General features: G+C 36.2%; 17 protein-coding genes. 3 read left to right on the top strand and 14 right to left on the bottom strand.

Annotated elements, in window-relative coordinates:
- Positions 1-2: 2 nt before the first annotated feature.
- The 3 genes from AACZ30_RS08385 to AACZ30_RS08375 all read right to left on the bottom strand — a co-directional run bounded on the left by AACZ30_RS08385 (position 3) and on the right by AACZ30_RS08375 (position 2,225).
- Positions 3-653, bottom strand: a complete 651-nt coding sequence (locus tag AACZ30_RS08385; RefSeq protein ID WP_339648794.1) for a flavin reductase — start codon at positions 651-653, stop codon at positions 3-5.
- Between the two features lie 110 nt (positions 654-763).
- Entirely contained in the window at positions 764-1,009 is a 246-nt protein-coding gene (locus AACZ30_RS08380; RefSeq protein WP_075326206.1) for a hypothetical protein, read from the bottom strand.
- Between the two features lie 106 nt (positions 1,010-1,115).
- Positions 1,116-2,225, bottom strand: a complete 1,110-nt coding sequence (locus tag AACZ30_RS08375) for an alkene reductase (RefSeq protein ID WP_339648791.1) — start codon at positions 2,223-2,225, stop codon at positions 1,116-1,118.
- Between the two features lie 180 nt (positions 2,226-2,405).
- On the opposite strand from AACZ30_RS08375, the gene AACZ30_RS08370 reads away from it, so the two are divergent.
- Entirely contained in the window at positions 2,406-3,767 is a 1,362-nt protein-coding gene (locus AACZ30_RS08370; RefSeq protein WP_339648788.1) for an NAD(P)/FAD-dependent oxidoreductase, read from the top strand.
- On the opposite strand, the gene AACZ30_RS08365 is transcribed toward AACZ30_RS08370, so the two are convergent.
- The 3 genes from AACZ30_RS08365 to AACZ30_RS08355 form a co-directional block, all read right to left on the bottom strand.
- Entirely contained in the window at positions 3,759-5,246 is a 1,488-nt protein-coding gene (locus tag AACZ30_RS08365) for a potassium/proton antiporter (protein WP_339648785.1), read from the bottom strand. The two genes, AACZ30_RS08370 and AACZ30_RS08365, sit on opposite strands and share 9 nt — an antisense overlap.
- A 187-nt stretch (positions 5,247-5,433) precedes the next feature.
- On the bottom strand, positions 5,434-6,096 hold the full coding sequence (gene msrA / locus AACZ30_RS08360) for a peptide-methionine (S)-S-oxide reductase MsrA (protein ID WP_339648783.1): 663 nt from the start codon (positions 6,094-6,096) through the stop codon (positions 5,434-5,436).
- A 3-nt stretch (positions 6,097-6,099) separates the two neighbouring features.
- Entirely contained in the window at positions 6,100-6,708 is a 609-nt protein-coding gene (locus AACZ30_RS08355) for a hypothetical protein (RefSeq protein WP_339648782.1), read from the bottom strand.
- 357 nt (positions 6,709-7,065) lie between these two features.
- Here AACZ30_RS08355 and AACZ30_RS08350 point away from each other — a divergent pair, with 357 nt between their 5' ends.
- The gene (locus AACZ30_RS08350) at positions 7,066-7,704 is read left to right on the top strand and encodes a hypothetical protein (RefSeq protein ID WP_339648781.1); all 639 of its coding nucleotides are present in this window, start codon (positions 7,066-7,068) and stop codon (positions 7,702-7,704) included.
- Positions 7,705-7,786: 82 nt separating this feature from the next.
- Here AACZ30_RS08350 and AACZ30_RS08345 read toward each other — a convergent pair whose 3' ends face one another.
- The gene (locus AACZ30_RS08345) at positions 7,787-8,566 is read right to left on the bottom strand and encodes a C4-type zinc ribbon domain-containing protein (protein ID WP_208224912.1); all 780 of its coding nucleotides are present in this window, start codon (positions 8,564-8,566) and stop codon (positions 7,787-7,789) included.
- A gap of 2 nt (positions 8,567-8,568) precedes the next feature.
- Positions 8,569-9,663 (bottom strand): Nif3-like dinuclear metal center hexameric protein, encoded by a 1,095-nt coding sequence (locus AACZ30_RS08340; RefSeq protein WP_339648778.1) that lies wholly within the window; start codon positions 9,661-9,663, stop codon positions 8,569-8,571.
- A gap of 102 nt (positions 9,664-9,765) precedes the next feature.
- Between AACZ30_RS08340 and lpxK the strand changes: the two genes are divergently transcribed.
- Positions 9,766-10,770 (top strand): tetraacyldisaccharide 4'-kinase, encoded by a 1,005-nt coding sequence (gene lpxK, locus AACZ30_RS08335; RefSeq protein WP_339648777.1) that lies wholly within the window; start codon positions 9,766-9,768, stop codon positions 10,768-10,770.
- 105 nt (positions 10,771-10,875) lie between these two features.
- Here the strand turns inward: lpxK and AACZ30_RS08330 are convergent, their stop codons facing one another.
- From AACZ30_RS08330 to AACZ30_RS08305, 6 genes are all read right to left on the bottom strand, one after another.
- Positions 10,876-13,101, bottom strand: coding sequence for a response regulator (locus AACZ30_RS08330; RefSeq protein WP_339648775.1), 2,226 nt, complete (start codon positions 13,099-13,101; stop codon positions 10,876-10,878).
- 40 nt (positions 13,102-13,141) lie between these two features.
- Positions 13,142-14,149, bottom strand: a complete 1,008-nt coding sequence (gap, locus tag AACZ30_RS08325; protein WP_339648773.1) for a type I glyceraldehyde-3-phosphate dehydrogenase — start codon at positions 14,147-14,149, stop codon at positions 13,142-13,144.
- A 16-nt stretch (positions 14,150-14,165) separates the two neighbouring features.
- Positions 14,166-15,044, bottom strand: coding sequence for a lipoyl synthase (gene lipA, locus AACZ30_RS08320; protein WP_075326218.1), 879 nt, complete (start codon positions 15,042-15,044; stop codon positions 14,166-14,168).
- A 73-nt stretch (positions 15,045-15,117) separates the two neighbouring features.
- Positions 15,118-15,690 (bottom strand): sigma-70 family RNA polymerase sigma factor, encoded by a 573-nt coding sequence (locus tag AACZ30_RS08315; RefSeq protein ID WP_083634160.1) that lies wholly within the window; start codon positions 15,688-15,690, stop codon positions 15,118-15,120.
- Entirely contained in the window at positions 15,681-16,784 is a 1,104-nt protein-coding gene (locus tag AACZ30_RS08310) for a glycosyltransferase (RefSeq protein ID WP_339648770.1), read from the bottom strand. Before AACZ30_RS08310 ends, AACZ30_RS08315 begins: the two co-directional genes overlap by 10 nt.
- 5 nt (positions 16,785-16,789) lie before the next feature.
- Complete coding sequence (locus AACZ30_RS08305; RefSeq protein WP_075326220.1) at positions 16,790-16,999, bottom strand: membrane or secreted protein; 210 nt, start codon at positions 16,997-16,999, stop codon at positions 16,790-16,792.
- Positions 17,000-17,003 lie beyond the last annotated feature (4 nt).

Raw genomic sequence — 17,003 nt, 5'->3', positions numbered from 1 at the left:
GGTTAGTCTTCTTTCCTAAAAAACGACTTGATCTCCTGGCCCGGCCTGGCGTAATGAAAACGATCTAAAAGATTAGGAAGGGCATAACCATCTAAACCATTTATAGCCACAGTCTCTGCATCGTCCAACCTCAACCAGCCATCTGGCGCCTGTATATTTTCATCAAAATAAATATGCTTAATAGCGCCAATAAGCATTACCGTTTCATTTTCTTTAATGTAGTATTCATTCACGTATTCGCATCCTAATTTTATATTAGACTGCTTAACATAGGGGGCAAAAAAATTGTCCAGATATTCTTCTTCCAGGCCTGTTTGCTGGAATTCAGAAATTTCTTCATCATATTTAGCAGCGGTTTGATGGGCGCTTTCTATCATATCTTTCTGAATATGATTCACCGTGAAATATTTATTCTCTTTAATATTTTTATAGGTATTCCGGGCTACCTCTTTAGTTGGCCGGGTAATAAAACCAAGTAGTGCGGGGTTGCTTCCCAAATGAGTAACCGAACTAAAAACCGCCACATTCACTCCTTTTTGCTCTGATTTTGTAGCGATAAGATTGGCAGATTTATAACCGGTTACACTATTAATTAGGTTAAGACGGAAAAGTTTTTCCATTTTCCCTATTTCTGCTGAAGTAATATGTTGCATAAGAATCTGTTTAATAAAAAAGATGACTAAAAATAAAAATACCTGTTATTGGCAAATTTATGCTTTAGTCATCTTAAGACTGTAATCATTAGCTTTTCTTTAAAAGTTGATTAGCCTTGATTTTCCAGTTTATTAATTCTCATTTCATATTCTTCCATAGCCTCACGAACCGCATCTACGTTATCTGAAGATTTTTGGTGCGCACTGTTCATTGCTTTCTCCAATTCTTTATCGGGATGTTGAAACAAATCGGTAATCACGTGATTTATCTTATCAATAATACTTTCCTGGCTGTTTTTAATGTCTTCCAGCTTATTCAAAGTGGACCTCATTTGTTCAATTTTCGACTCATCCATATTTTAAGTTTTATAGGGTTGAATATTAAATTTACTTTTTTCTGGTTAGACGTTTCCCGCAATTAACCTGCTTTTAAGGACATTTAATCTAAAATTAAGAATTTTTCTATTTAGGTTTTTCAGAATCGAATTCGGGATAATCTGTGTAACCTTTTGGGCCCGGCGTGTAAAAAGTATCTTCATCCCATTCGGTCAAAGGTGCATTTTTAGAAAAGCGTTCTGGTAAATCGGGATTAGAAATAAAAAGTTTAGCGAATGAAACCATATCGGCATTACCTTCGTCAATAACTTTATTTCCTGATTCCTGATCAAAGCCTGCGTTAATCATTAATTTGCCCTTATAAATAGGTCGGTAATGTTTCGCAATGTTTGTTTCCAGGTAATCTATCTGGCTAACATCTGTAAAAGGTTCAGAGAGGTGTAAATACGCCAAATCGTAAGCATTTAATTTTTCAATTATGTGATCAAAGGTAGCAATTGATTCTTCTGAAGCTGTAATTCCAAAGGCGTCGTTTAGCGAAGGATTAAACCTTACTCCAATTCTATTTTCTGGCCAAACTTCACTTATAGCTTCAAGAATTTCAAAAAAGAAACGTCCCCGGTTTTCAATATTTCCCCCGTAATCATCGGTTCTAATATTTGCATTTTTATTGAGAAATTGATGAATTAAATAACCATTAGAGCCGTGAATCTCTACCCCATCAAAACCGGCATGTTTGGCATTTTCTGCGGCGTGTTTAAAATCCAGGACGGTTTGTTTTATATCGGCTACACTCATCGCCTGTGGTTCTACAGTGTCTTCAAAGCCATCTGGGGTATAAGCTTGCGTATTTGGATTCACGGCGCTTGGAGCTAATGGTTTTTCTCCATCGTGAAATTTAGGGTGTGAAATACGGCCACAATGCCATAACTGTAAAAATATCTTTCCTTCATTTTTGTGAACAGCTTCAGTTACTTTTTCCCAGCCTTTTACCTGGTTTTCGGTATAAATTCCCGGGGTATTTATATAACCCACTGCGGCATCAGAAATTTGAGAACCTTCAGAGATTATAAGTCCGGCACCGGCACGTTGCGCATAATATTCGGCGTGTAACTGGGTAGGTGCATTATCTTTATTATCAGCGCGATTACGTGTCATTGGAGCCATAATAACCCGGTTTTTTAATTCCAGGTCTCCAATAGTAACCGATTTTAGTAAGGCTTGAGTACTATGCATATTAAATAAATTTTAGTATTAAATTTAAGGGAAGCATATAGTAAGTGCTGTTAATTAAATGGTAAATAGGTTTTTCTTAAATAGCTGAGAGAGCCTTAAATTGAGTAGAAATAAGTAAATTCGTAACTTAAAATTGCATTTTCTAATAACCGTTTTCTGGAAAATGTACAGCAAGAATTTATGCAGACACCCAAAAAAATCGCCATTGTTGGCTCAGGCCTGGTTGGATCTTTACTCGCTATTTTTCTTAGAAAAGCCGGCCATGAAGTTGAGGTATTTGACCGCAGAAAGGATATTAGAAATGTAGAATTTTCCGGTAGGTCTATAAATTTAGCCATGTCTAACCGTGGCTGGAAATCTTTAAGGGCTGCCGGCATAGAAGATGAAATTAAAAAATTGGCGCTTCCTTTAGATAAAAGGGCGATGCACGTTAACGATAAACCGCTTTATTTTCAGAAATACGGAAAAGAGGAAGAAGCTATTTATTCTATTTCCCGTGGGGTTTTAAACCGAAAAATGATCACCCTGGCCGAAGATGCCGGGACCACTTTTAGGTTTGAAGAAAAAGTTTGGGATATAGATATGGCTGAAGCTAAATTGTATACCGGTGAGAGTGAAAAAGGGGAGTGGAAAGAATATAAATTTGACCTTATATTTGGTGCCGATGGAGCTTTTTCCCGGGTTAGACATAAAATGCAAAGACAAAGCAGGTTTAATTATTCGCAACATTTTATAAATGTTGGTTATAAAGAGTTAAGCATTGCGCCCAACCCAGATGGTAGCCATAAACTTGATAATGCCTCCTTTCATATTTGGCCTCGTGGGGAATTTATGCTTATTGCAATGCCTAATTTAGATGGTAGTTTTACCTGTACTTTATTTATGCCTTTTGAGGGCGAAAATTCTTTTGAAAGCATCAAGACTGAGACCGATGCCGAGCTATTTTTTCAGAAGCATTTTCCAGATATTAACCAGGAGATTGAAAATTTAAAAAAGGATTTCTTTAAAAACCCTACCAGTAGTATGGTTACCATAAAATGTTATCCCTGGTCTTATTGGGAAAAAGTGACTTTGGTAGGAGATTCAGCGCACGCAATTGTACCATTTTATGGGCAGGGAATGAATGCCGGTTTTGAAGATATTTTGGTATTAAGCCAGAAAATGAAAAAATATGGGGACGATTGGGAAAGTATTTTTGAAGAATACCAGAAAGCCCGAAAACCCAATACAGATGCCATTGCAGAACTTAGCTACCGTAATTTTATTGAAATGAGCAGCAAAACTGCAGATCCCGATTTTCTACTGCGGAAGAAAATTGAAAACTGGTTTTCTAACAAACATCCCAACACCTGGGTGCCTTTGTATTCCCGGGTTACTTTTTCTGATAAACCTTATGCTGAAGCTTTAGCGATTGGCGATTATCAACGTAAAATTATGGACGAGGTGATGGAGATTTCAGGGATTGAAAATAAATGGGATTCTATTGAAGTTGAAAATAAAATTCTTAACCTACTGGATAACAAACCGGCTTTTTCATTCTAATTTTTCTTCAAAATCTGGTTCTATATTCAGGCTTTCATAAACACCTTCCATGGTTCTGTGATCTTCGGTTAAAACAACCAGCATATCATTGGCTTCAATAACCGTATTTCCGTTGGGAGTAATAAATTGATCGTCTCTGGAAATCATGGCGATTATCGCTTTCTTTGGAAATTGTAATTCTACAATTCTTTTGCCTACCGAATGGTTTTGTTCCGGAATATTAATTTCTCTTAAAAAAGATTTAGCACCATCGGCCATAAATGCATCTACCGGCGATTTTTGTTTGGCCTTCATTGGTAAAGCCACGTGCAGCCAGCGTGCCACCACAGATAATGTAGTTCCCTGGATTAATACCGAAGTTAAGGAGACAAAAAATACGATGTTAAAGATCATATCGGCTTTTTCAATTCCCGCAAGTAGCGGATAAGTGGCAAATACAATGGGTACAGCTCCTCTAAGCCCCACCCAGGAAATATACCAACGGCGGCGCATTTTCATTTTAAAGAATATTAGGCTTAAAAAAACTCCCAGGGGTCTTGCTATAAATATTAAAAACACTGAAATAAAAATACCCACGCCTATAACCGGGACAATGTGCGACGGATAAACCAGCAATCCTAAAGTAAGGAATAGTACAATTTGCATTAACCACGCAAGCCCATCAAACATTCGCATGATGGTCTTTTTGTGAATAATGTTATGGTTTCCAAGGTAAACTCCGCTTAAGTAAACCGCTAAAAATCCGTTGCCACCAAGTGCATCAGTAGCAGAAAATACAATAAACATTAGCGCGATAGCGAGAACGGGATATAAACCTTCAAAATCTAATTTTATACGGTTAATTACCAATTTACTCAACTTTCCGAAGATAAATCCGAGAGCGGCACCAATTAAAATTTGCTGAAGAAAAAGCGGAATAATACTATAAATACTTTGATCCTGGTTCACCACCAAACCTAAAAAGGCAATGGTAAGAAAATAGGCCATAGGATCGTTACTACCACTTTCAAGCTCCAGGGTTGGTCTTAAATTAGATTTTAAGGCAAGGTTTTTAGCCCTTAAAATGGAAAATACCGCGGCGGCATCTGTAGAAGAAACAATGGCGCCAAGCAATAAACCTTCGTAAATAGTAAAATCTGTTATGTACCAAACAAAGGCGCCAACACTTACCGCTGTAAATAAAACTCCTAGAATGGAAAGAGAAATTCCCTGCCACATTACCGGTTTTATAGTTTTCCAGCTAGTATCAAGTCCCCCGGAAAATAAAATAAAATTAAGGGCAACAATTCCTATAAATTGAGCGAGTTGTGGGTCGTTAAAATAAATTCCACCAATTCCTTCTGATCCTGAGAGGATTCCAACTGCAAGAAAAAGTACTAAGGTAGGTACGCCAAAACGATAAGATGTTTTTCCCGCCAGGATACTAATAAATAACAACAGAGAGCCTATTAAGAGAATGTTTTCTATTGTTATGCTCATTGTTTATCTGTTGTTTTAATCAGTTTGTGGTATTCAAAATACATCAGGGGACCGAAGTTTTTTAGGCGAAAGGTTTCCTGGTTTTTCTTAAACTATTTTTCTGTTGTAAAAATACATATTCGGCCCTATTAAATAAAGCCGAATATATTTATTATTAAAAAGTGTTTAGAAAATTTAAAACGAAAAATTAATGCGAATTATCTTTCAGGATTTCGGGAAACTTTTCTTTAAAGCGGTTTAATCTTGGAATAGAAACTTTTTGAATATAGGGATTGTCAGGATTATTCTTTTCGTAATTCTGGTGATAATCTTCTGCTACCCAAAATTTTTGGAATGGTAAAATTTCAGCAGCAATGGGTTGCTCATAATCTTTTGCTACTTCATTTTTCACCTTGTTTATAATATCTTTTTGCTCCTTATTTTGATAAAAAATAATAGAACGGTACTGCGAACCAATATCGGGTCCCTGGCCGTTTACCTGGGTAGGATCTTGCGAACCAAAATAAACCTCTACTAAAGTTTCAAAATTCACAATTTCAGGATCGTAAACAACTTCTACAGCTTCAGCGTGACCGGTTTTGCCCGTATTGCTGGATTCGTAAGTTGGGTTTTTTGTATGCCCTCCAGCATAACCAGAAATAGATTCCTTCACGCCTTCAATACTTTCATAAACTGCTTCAACACACCAAAAACATCCGCTGGCAAAATAGGCTTTTTCATAACCATTTTCAGCCGGTACTACGACAGGGTCGGCGTTAGCAATTTCGGGTTTGGTAACTGTTTTCTGCTGGGCGTTATTTCCGCAGGAAATTAATAGAAATATAAATGTAGGTAAGAAAAATCGTTTCATTAATTATTGTTTTTTATAAGTTCCTTCAAGTGTTTTTTTGCCATAAATGGCGTAATCTACCGCAAGTTCACCATCTATGTAAAAACCTTTCCAATCCAATTCTATATTACCATTTTTAGCGGGACTTAAAACAGCAATAGGGGTATTGGTATCAAAATCTTCCCAGGGCAGATCTTTATTAGTGTTTTTGTTAGAGGGGCTCACATAAAATATATTAACTGAATTCCCTGTTTTTGCATATCGGGCATTGATATACATTTCATTTTCAGCCAGGCATAATTCTGTATTATTATTCATATCTAATTCCAGACAATAGCAGCTACAATTTGCATCGCTTTCATCTACTTTTATATAAGTAGCGCCGGGATCAATTAATACAGAAGAAGATGCTTCGGTTTCGTTGTTATTAGTATCTGGCGCTTCTAAGGTTTCTTTTTCACTTTTATTATAATTTGAATTTGCTGAAGTAGAATTTTCAGTATTTACCTCTGAAGTGCTTTTGTTTTCAGTTTGTTCCGTTTTAAAATCAGGATCACTTTCCGGGTTTTTATCTTGGTTTTTACAGGATACTAACACTAAAATTAGGCAAAGTAGGCTTGCATAATATCTCATAATAAAGGGTTTTAGTTAGTAGAAATAAAGGTAGCTTTAAAATAGATTAAAAATGTGAAAAGCTTGTTAATCAATATAAAACCTCGAATTTTGGGTAATTTAAGAGGTGTAGCTTATTATAAAATTTAATTAGAATAATTTATCAAATGAATTTCAAATAAATTAACAAATTTTAATAGATTTACATAATAATCAGTTGCTTATAGCTGAAAATTTATAGAGACTGTTTAAAGATGAATTACATAGAAAATATAGCATTAGCCAGCCTGTAACTTCTAAGATTTTTAAGTTAGAAAAGCAGTTCTAGCGAAAATTAACTGATTTAAAATAGAATAACTAATTAACACCAAAATCGAAATGAAAAAAATTACACAATCACTTTTAAGTATTTTATTACTTAGTGTTATCCTGCATTCCTGCAGTACAGATTCTGAAGAAAATCCGGCTGCCAATCAGGAATTAGAACAGGAATTAGCATTAGAAAATGACGGCGTTCTTAAGATCCAATCAGCTACCTATATTTTTAAGAAAACCGGTGAAACCGCCAAATTTATTAGCCAGGATAGGGATTTTAATTTCAAATTCGTAAATGAGTTATCATTTGAAGCCGGTCAAAACAAACACGCTGTAGAAGGACTTAAAATAACGAATCCTGAAACCGATGAGTATTTAATTTTTTCACATTTTGAAGAATTAAAAAACGGTTTCGTGAAATTTGATGCAGAATTAAGTACCGGGGAAGTGCTTAGATCATTAATGTATAAACCAGGTAACGCTAACGACTCGCCAAACAAATGGCACGATGAACCGGTTATTGGGGTAACTACTCCCGTTATTGGAGCTATGATAGAATTCTCCCAGGAAGAACAATTAAGGAATTGCAGGGCTGCTTTAGCAGTTTGCGCTAATACTAACGGAGTTCCTACAGTTGCTTTAACTAACGGTAAAGGTTGGTTTACATCAATTGAATCTTGCGCGATAGACTGTCACGATTAAAATAAATTCAGCTCAGCAATTATTAACCATTAAAAAAGCCTCCAAATTGGAGGCTTTTTTTATTGTATTTCTTTTCTTCTAATTAAACTTTAGCGAAAAGATTTTGCATTTTTTCCTGCTCTTCTTTTGCAAGTTCTTCGTCTACCAGGATTCTACCGCTGTGTTCATCGGTAATAATTTTCTTTCTACCCGCAATTTCCATAATTACCTGTGGCGGAATGGTAAAGTAAGAACCTCCAGAAGCACCACGTTCTACGGGTACAATAGCAAGTCCGTTTTTAACGTTGCTTCTAATTCTTTTATAGGCATTTACTAAACGATCTTCAATATTCTTCTCGAATTCTGCAGATTTCTTGATTAGCGCCTGCTCTTCTTTTTCAGTTTCGGCAAGAATCTCGTTAAGTTCGCTTTTCTTGTGTTCAAGGTGTTTTTTCCTTTCTTCAAGACGCTCTTTAGTTTGCTCGATAACTTCTTTTTTCTGCTCAATTTGAGCGCGGTATTCTTTGATGTGTTTTTCGGCAAGTTCTATTTCCAGTTCCTGGAACTCAACCTCTTTACTAAGCGCATTAAATTCACGGTTGTTACGCACGTTTTTTTGCTGCTCAGCATACTTTTTCATGGTCACTTTAGACTCATCAATAAGATTTTTCTTGCTCTTTATATCGTTCTCAATTACCTCAATATCGGCATCCATTTTGTCCAAACGCTTGCTCAATCCGGCTACTTCATCCTCCAAATCTTCCACTTCCAGCGGAAGCTCACCGCGTACGTTCCTTATTTCGTCAATTCTGGAATCAACCAGTTGAAGGTCGTACAACGCTCTTAACTTGTCTTCTACAGTAACATCGTTCTTTTTTGCCATAGTTATATATACTTGATTGGATTGGTGTTTGTATCTCCTAAAATAAGTGCAAAATTACTAATTTTTTTTGTAAGATAAGAATGTAATAAATCTTTTGTGTATTGCTCACTTTCGTAGTGACCAATATCGGCTAAAATGAAGTCATTATCACCTTTATAAAAGTCGTGATATTTTAAATCTGCAGTAAGGTAAATATCGGCTCCTGCAGCTTTTGCTATACTTATAGCAAAACTTCCGCTACCGCCCAAAACTGCCACTTTTTCAATCGGTTTTCCGCGTAATTGAGAATGCTTTATACAGCCACAATTAAATTCGTTTTTTATGCGTTCTAAAAAGCTTTTTTCGTTTTCAGGGCTTGCTAATTCCCCAAACATTCCCATTCCCAAATGCTGATTTTCGTTATCTAAAGCACTTACTTCATAAGCTACTTCTTCATATGGGTGAGCGCTGAAAAGTGCCTGAAGCAGCTTTTTCTCAATAATAGAGGGATAAATAAGACTAATTTGTGTTTCTTCTTCCAGGTGAACTTCCCCGCGTTTTCCTATTACCGGATTAGCTTCTTCATTAGGCTTAAAACTGCCTTCTCCTTTTAAATTAAAACTGCAATTATCATAATTTCCAATATTTCCTCCCCCAGCTTCAAAAAGCGCTTTTCTTACTGCTGAAGCCTGTTTATTAGGAACAAAAGTGGTAAGTTTTTTAATGCTGTCTTTCCGCGGAATTAAAATTTTCCGGTTTTTTAGCCCCACTTTTTCGCAAATCATATCGTTCACACCCTTGTATTGATTGTCCAGCGCGGTGTGAATGGCATAAATAGCAATATCGTTCTTAATAGCCTTAATTACTGTTTTTTCTACATAGTCTTTCCCCGTAAGCTTTTTCAAACCCGAAAAAATAATGGGATGAAAGCTAATAATAAGGTTGCATTTTTTTTCAATAGCTTCATCTACAACTGTCTCCAAAGTGTCTAAAGTGATAAGCGCGCCGGTTACAGCAGCATTTCTATCGCCCACCAAAAGACCTACATTATCAAAATCTTCGGCGTACGCCGTTGGTGCAAATTCTTCAATTATATCAATAACTTCTTTTACAAGCATCTTGTTTTTTGGTTTTTATAAACTTAGCAGGTTGCTTTTTATTAATTTCGTAGTAGTTAATTTCAGCCCAACTTCAAATATAATTATTATAGCCTGCCCTGTATGAAGATTTTACGAAAAATGCTACTTCCTTTTGCTTTGTTGTACGGATTTGTAACCTGGAGCAGAAATTTACTTTACAACGCCGGAATTCTAAAATCTAAATCTTATGCTCTTCCTGTTATCTGCGTGGGAAACCTTAATGCTGGGGGAACGGGGAAATCTCCGATGATAGAATACTTGCTGAAGCTTTTACTACCCGAATTTAAAGTGGCTACGTTAAGCCGGGGATATAAACGTAGCAGCAAAGGTTATAGATTATTAAGCGGAACGGAAACTGCCACAGAAGTAGGGGATGAGCCTCTACAATTTAAAAGAAAGTTTAAAAATGCACTTATTGCCGTAGATGCCGACAGGCGGAATGGGATTGATAAACTTCAGCAGGAGAATGCTGAAATTATTTTACTGGATGATGCTTTTCAGCATAGAAAAGTACAGGCTGGACTCAATATTTTACTCACCGCTTACGGCGATCTCTATATAAACGATTTTATGCTACCCACCGGATATTTACGCGAACCTACGGTAGGTGCAGAACGCGCAAAAATAGTAGTTCTTACCAAGTGCCCTCCAAATCTCACCAGGACTGAAATGGAATCGATTAGAGGAAAACTTAAATTACAGAATTATCAGCAGCTTTATTTTAGTTTTATTGATTACGATGAAGAAATTATTTCTGAAATTACAATAGCTCCATTAAGCAGTTTAAAGGATAAAAATTTTACGCTCGTTACCGGAATAGCGAACCCGAAACCTCTCACAGATTACCTGGAAGCACAAGAACTTGATTTTAAACACCTGGCTTTTAACGACCATCATAATTTTACCAATGCCGAAATAGCCCGTTTACAAATGGAATCATTGCTTTTAACCACCGAGAAAGATTATGTTAGACTACGGGAGAATTTCGAAATTGGACAGCTATTTTATTTACCAGTAAAAACTGCATTTTTAAATAAAGAAGAAGTTTTTAAACAGGAAATTTTAAGTTTTGTACATAAAAAATGAGGTGAATTCACACCTCATTTTTATTTTGGCTAATTCAAACTATATATGTTTTTCTTTGATATATAATTCAATTAAGCCTGAATTTACAAAGCGCGTGCCAAAGGATTAAACGGCACTTTCCCTAATTGCTAATTGCCTGTTAATTTTTAGGAAGAATTCTTCTGTTTTATAAGGTTTCGGGATAATATCACTAAAGCCATTTAAGAAGAACTCATCAAGGTTTTCGTCTAAGGTTACTGCGGTTAAGGCAACGATAGGAATTTCAGTATTAAATTTCCTAATCTCTTTTGTAGCTTCAATCCCGCTAATTCCCGGCATATGAATGTCCATTAAAATAAGATCGTAGTCTTTTTCTTTTGTTTTTTCTATCGCGATAGTTCCATTATCTGCCACCTCACAAGTTACCCCTTGCTTTTCCAAGATCTTACGGGTAATCATTTGGTTAATCTTATTGTCTTCCACAATAAGTATGTTTTTTCCTTCTAATTTATCCTCTAAGGGTTCGGCTTCAATTCTTGGGCTGTTGTTAAGTTGGTTTTCAACCTCTTTAGCTTCAAATTTTAACTGAAAAGCAAAAGTAGACCCTTCTCCTAAATCGCTTTTTAAATCTATCTCACTCCCCAGTAAACTCAGTAAGTTTTTCACAATAGATAGGCCTAGACCTGTTCCTCCAAACTTGCGGTTAATTTGAGTAGAGCCCTGGGTGAAATTTTCAAAAATAGCTTTCTGTTTCTCCTTGCTTATGCCTTCCCCATTATCTTTTATTTCAAAATCCAGCAGCACAAAACTCCCTTCCCGACTGTTTTTAGAAACATTGATCCAAATATCACCGTCTTCAGTAAACTTTATGGAATTCCCGATAAGATTTATAAGAATCTGGGAAATTTTTAGCGGATCGCCTTTTAATTCCTGCGGAATAGAATCGTCGTAATTAAAATGGATTTTGGTATTTTTTTCATCAGCCGAATTCTTTAGAGCTACCAAAACATCCGAAATTCGTTTTTTAAGATCAAAAGAAGCTTCCATGATCTCCACTTTGTTCGCTTCTAATTTGTTTAGATCTAGTATATTATTGATAAGTGAAAGCAGGTATTCCCCAGAAAATTTTAGCGAATTAAGATGTTCTTTTTGATTTTCGGTAGGGCTTTCTTCTAACAATAAATGGGTAAGCCCCGTTACTGCATATAAAGGAGTTCTTAACTCGTGGGTAATTGTAGAGAGAAATTGCGCTTTAGCGAGGGAAGCTTTTTCAGCATTTTCCTTGGCTTTTGTAAGTTCGGCATTTTTCTTCTGCAGCAACTCGTTAGCGCGCGCTCTTAAATTATTATTCTTATATAGAGAAAGGGTTAAAAGTGATAAAATAGTGATAAGAGCCACACTTAAAATTGTGGTTAGCTTATTCACTTTTAAATTTCTTTCCTGTTCTGCGTTTTGAAGACTTAATTCATTTAGGCTACTTTGTAACGCATCTACACCGTACCTGGCATTAACCTGTTCGGCCAGTACTGCATTATTCATAGCGATTATAGAATCTTTGCGGGCAAAACTTTTTTGTAGAAAAACTAATGAAGATTCAAAGTCTCCGGTTTCTTCGTATAGCTTACTCATTAGTTTATTGGCAGACATAATCATCCCTCCAAAATTTTGAGCATAGGCAATCTCTAAAACACGTTTATTATTTTCTTTGGCTAATGCATAATTTTTTAATTCTAAATGAGCCCGGGCAGTATAATAATAGAGGCGAGAAAGTTCATATTTCTTATCGGTCTCTGAAAGTGTTATCCTTGCCTGCTGAAGAAGATTTAATGCTTTTGCTGGTTCATTTTCAGTATTAAGGATTATGATGGCACGGTTTAAATTTACAATACCAAGGTATACTTCGTTATCGAGTTTTAGATAGATTTCTTCAGCAAGATTCAGGTAGCGATTGGCTCTTTCCTTATCTTTTTGCCCCATTAAAATCTTGGCAAAATTCACATAACTATATGCCAAACCATTTTGGTCTTCAATATCTCTTTGAATCGAAATTGCTCGTTGCAGCTCGGTAATGGCCTTATCAAAATCGTGCCTTAAGTAATAAAGTTTGGCGAGAATACTGCTGGAAAGTGCAATTGCACGCTTATCGTTAATAGATTTTGAAAGTTCCAGGGAAGAATTTAATTGCTCAATAGCATTATCAAAATCTAACATATTTACCGAAACTTCGGCATCGTTAAGTAATTGTTGAATTCTCTCGTTAGTTATTTGAGAATCTTCGGTTTCATCTTGCTGAATTGCATAAGCGAACGAGCACCAACATGCGAGAAGTAGTATAAGAGTAAAGTTCTTCATTCGGGAAATTCAGCTAAAAGCTTAATTGAGATAAATATAGTTATTTATCATTAACGATAGAAATTAAATCGATAAGACGACTGGAATACCCGATTTCATTATCATACCAACCAATTATCTTAATTAATTTCCCATCAATTACCGACGTCATTTGGGCATCAAAAATACAGGAATGCGGATTATTATTAATATCAATAGACACTATTGGATCTTCGGTATAACTAAGAATTCCCTTTAACGAACTGTCTGACGCTTTTTTGAAAATTTTATTGATTTCTTCAATATTGGTCTCTTTGCTTACATTAATCGTCATATCGGTTAAAGAACCATTTGGTACAGGAACTCTAATTCCGCAACCTCCAATAACATCACTAATATCAGGAAAAATACCAGTTAAGGCTTTTGCTGCTCCCGTGGTTGTTGGGATTATAGATTGTGCTGCGGCCCGGCTTCTTCTTAAGTCGCGATGAGGTTTATCGTGTAAACTTTGGTCTGAAGTATAAGAATGTATCGTGGTGATATAAGCCTGTTGGACTTTAAAATTTTCGTGAATTAACTTCAACATTGGCGCTGCGTTATTTGTGGTGCAGCTGGCATTAGAAATTATTTTTTCAGTGCCGTCCAGGATATGTTCATTTACTCCTAAAACCACCATTTTAATTTCTTCGTCTTCTGGTGGAACCGATAAAATCACTTTTTTCCCTCCATTTTCAATATGATGCTGAAGATCTTTAGCCGTCTTAAACTTTCCAGTAGATTCTACCACCGTATCCACCTTATATGTACTCCAATCTATGTCTTGCGGATAAGCATAATTTAAAAGTGGAATAGGTTGCCCATTAACAATTATATTATTTCCTTCTGAAGAAATTTCCGCGGGAGAAACACCGTGAATACTATCGTATTTTAATAAATGAGCAAGGGTTTTTGCATCGGCGAGGTCGTTTATTGCAACCACATTGATGCTCTTATTTTCGATTAAAAGTCTAAAAAGGCTGCGTCCAATACGGCCAAAACCGTTTATGCCAATATTGATGCTTTTATTCATTTATTTCAGAAAAAACTTAGTCGATATGTTTGTGTGCTTTGTAAGAAGAACGAACCAACGCGCTACTTTCTACGTGACGAAATCCAAGATCAAGACCAATAGCTTCGTATTTCTTAAACTGGTCTGGTGTAATAAATTGCTTTACCGGTAAATGTTTTTTGCTGGGCTGCAGGTACTGGCCTATAGTAACCACATCTACATCTACACTTCTAAGATCGTGCAGGGTTTGAATAACTTCATCTTCCTGTTCACCAAGACCGAGCATAATTCCAGATTTAGTCCTATTAACTCCCTGTTGCTTTAAATATCTAAGCACTTCAAGACTGCGATCGTATTTTGCCTGGATCCTCACTTCACGGGTTAACCTTTTTACGGTTTCCATGTTATGAGAAACAACTTCTGGCATTACTTCTACAATTCTATCTAAATTACGCTCATTTCCCTGGAAATCTGGGACAAGGGTTTCAAGTGTGGTTTCAGGATTCATTCGGCGAATAGCCTTTACGGTTTCTGCCCAAATAATAGAACCCATATCTTTAAGATCGTCGCGGTCTACACTGGTTACCACGGCGTGCTTAATACCCATAATTTTAATAGAGCGGGCTACTTTTTCTGGTTCGTCCCAATCTACTGTTTCAGGGCGGCCGGTTTTTACACCGCAAAATCCGCAGGAACGGGTACAAACATTTCCTAAAATCATAAAAGTAGCGGTACCTTCACTCCAGCATTCCCCCATATTTGGGCAACTACCCGAAGTGCAAATGGTGTGCAAATCGTATTTGTCTACCAGGCTTCGAAGTTCGGTGTATTTTTTTCCGGTTGGAAGTTTAACCCTTAACCATTTTGGTTTGGCTTTTGGCTTTTCTTTTACTGGGCTTATAGTGTCTGTACTCATAGCAAAAATCTTGGTTTCAAAGATACAATAATCTACCGAACTGCATAAATTAGAACGTTAAGTCGGTGATAACTTACACCGATTTTCTGGCTTCAATAATTTCAGCAAGTAACTTTTTAGCTCTCAGGAGTTTAATTTTCACATTGTTCATAGGTTCGTCAAGGCTCTGGGCTATTTCTTTATAAGATTTCTCCTGAAAATATCTAAGATTAATCACTTCCTGGTAATGCGGCTTCAGTTGTTTAATATCTGTAAGCAGTTGCGCTAAATGTTGCTCGCTAATTAATTTATCTTCAATAGTGGGTGTTTCATCAGCAATACGGTACACCTTATCATTTTGATCTGAAGTGGTTTGAGACCTTATAGAAGACTTTTGCTTTCTAAGCATATCTACATGAATATTCTTTGAAATGGCAATAAGCCAGGTGCTAAAAGAATAATCTTCATCAAAGGTGTGAATTTTATTAAATGCCTTGGAAAAAGTTTGAATGGTAATATCTTCAGATTCGTAGGCGTTGCCGGTTTTTTTTAACTGAAAACCGTACACGTTATCCCAAAAAGTATCAAGCAAATAATTAAACGCTGATTGACTCCCTTTTTTGGCAGCTTTAATTTTGGTAAGTAGCAATTCGTGATTTATTTCCAATGCGTAGGTTTTGAAACGCTGTTTGCTATAAATATGCCAAATTGGGTGAATATTAAAAATACTTCTAAAAACGGAAATAACCAAACCACATCTGTCTCCTCAAGTTTTTTTGCCGATTTAGCGTAGACCACCGCCTGTACCAGTAATACAAATCCTGCAACTCCTAAAACAAGTTGCCATTGAAATTGAATTATTAATAATGCAGCTAATAATATCCAGAAAAAGAATCGGGAAGCGTAAAATAAACCTAATAAAACTTTATCTTTAGTTTTATAAAATCCGGCTACTGAAGCGTGCCTTCTTTTTTGCTTAAACCAGGATTTTAAATCGGTTTTTGGGACACTTCGTGTGCTTGCTTCGGGATGATGACAAATAAAAGTATTCTCTTCATTTCCTCCTTCGTTTACAAAAAGATCGTCGTCTCCAGAGCGCAGGTGTAAATGATTTGCAAAACCTTTTTGGTCGTAAAACTGTTTAGAAGTGTAAGCAAGATTTCTCCCCACTCCCATATACGGATTTCCTAATTTTGCATAAGAAAAATATTGAATAGCGGTGAGCAAAGTTTCAAATCGAATAAGCTTGTTAAGTAAAGATTTGCTGTTTTTAAAATAACCACCGTAACCTAAAACAATACTTTTTTCTTCCTGAAATCCGGCAGCCATATGGGTAATCCAGTTTCGGCTTTGTGGCGCGCAATCGGCATCGGTAAAAATTAAATAAGGATTTTTCGCTTTTTTAATTCCAAGCGTCAGTGCATACTTTTTATTAGCCCAAAAAGCTTCATTATTCTGAACATCTACCAGTTTCACCCGGCCATCCAGGGCCTGAAAATTTTCGATAACTTCTAAAGTTTCATCGTGGGAAGCATCATTAATCACAATAACTTCAAAATCGGGATAATCCTGATCCAGGATTGGAGGAAGGAAGTTTCTAAGATTTTCTGCTTCGTTTTTTGCACAAACTATTACCGAAACAGGCAGGTTCAATTTCCCGGGATTTTTTGAGGTGTTATTTGCAAATGCGAAAAAGGCCAGGTAATAGGCCAGGATAATTAAAGAAAATAATAAGAAAAATCCCAGTAAAAGTGTTGCCATTTAATCTAATTAGCCGCTTTTTTTTCTCCAGAGCAATCAGACATTTCATCGGGTAATTTACCGCAGAAACTGCAGGCTTCACCTTCTTTATTTAAAAACGGACTTTGGCTTGCGCAGGTTCCTGCAAATTTACCATCTTTCTTTCCCCATATTTTTATGGCAATTCCGGCAAAGGCCAGTCCTAAAAGTACTATTGTTATTAATAATAATTTCATAGCT

This window comes from uncultured Salegentibacter sp., from assembly GCF_963972535.1.
Classification (GTDB): Bacteria; Bacteroidota; Bacteroidia; order Flavobacteriales; family Flavobacteriaceae; genus Salegentibacter.
The sequence above is the reverse complement of the archived record's forward strand: the minus strand, read 5'-3'. Positions and strand labels throughout refer to the sequence as shown.

Bases quoted from the DNA above. Each gene is read 5' to 3' on its own strand.
- AACZ30_RS08355 (WP_339648782.1), bottom strand. From the start codon at position 6,708: ATGAGATATTATGCAAGCCTACTTTGCCTAATTTTAGTGTTAGTATCC.
- AACZ30_RS08370 (WP_339648788.1), top strand. From the start codon at position 2,406: ATGCAGACACCCAAAAAAATCGCCATTGTTGGCTCAGGCCTGGTTGGA.
- AACZ30_RS08380 (WP_075326206.1), bottom strand. From the start codon at position 1,009: ATGGATGAGTCGAAAATTGAACAAATGAGGTCCACTTTGAATAAGCTG.
- AACZ30_RS08330 (WP_339648775.1), bottom strand. From the start codon at position 13,101: ATGAAGAACTTTACTCTTATACTACTTCTCGCATGTTGGTGCTCGTTC.
- AACZ30_RS08305 (WP_075326220.1), bottom strand. From the start codon at position 16,999: ATGAAATTATTATTAATAACAATAGTACTTTTAGGACTGGCCTTTGCC.
- AACZ30_RS08375 (WP_339648791.1), bottom strand. From the start codon at position 2,225: ATGCATAGTACTCAAGCCTTACTAAAATCGGTTACTATTGGAGACCTG.
- AACZ30_RS08345 (WP_208224912.1), bottom strand. From the start codon at position 8,566: ATGGCAAAAAAGAACGATGTTACTGTAGAAGACAAGTTAAGAGCGTTG.
- AACZ30_RS08365 (WP_339648785.1), bottom strand. From the start codon at position 5,246: ATGAGCATAACAATAGAAAACATTCTCTTAATAGGCTCTCTGTTGTTA.
- AACZ30_RS08310 (WP_339648770.1), bottom strand. From the start codon at position 16,784: ATGGCAACACTTTTACTGGGATTTTTCTTATTATTTTCTTTAATTATC.
- lpxK (WP_339648777.1), top strand. From the start codon at position 9,766: ATGAAGATTTTACGAAAAATGCTACTTCCTTTTGCTTTGTTGTACGGA.
- gap (WP_339648773.1), bottom strand. From the start codon at position 14,149: ATGAATAAAAGCATCAATATTGGCATAAACGGTTTTGGCCGTATTGGA.
- AACZ30_RS08350 (WP_339648781.1), top strand. From the start codon at position 7,066: ATGAAAAAAATTACACAATCACTTTTAAGTATTTTATTACTTAGTGTT.
- lipA (WP_075326218.1), bottom strand. From the start codon at position 15,044: ATGAGTACAGACACTATAAGCCCAGTAAAAGAAAAGCCAAAAGCCAAA.
- msrA (WP_339648783.1), bottom strand. From the start codon at position 6,096: ATGAAACGATTTTTCTTACCTACATTTATATTTCTATTAATTTCCTGC.
- AACZ30_RS08385 (WP_339648794.1), bottom strand. From the start codon at position 653: ATGCAACATATTACTTCAGCAGAAATAGGGAAAATGGAAAAACTTTTC.
- AACZ30_RS08340 (WP_339648778.1), bottom strand. From the start codon at position 9,663: ATGCTTGTAAAAGAAGTTATTGATATAATTGAAGAATTTGCACCAACG.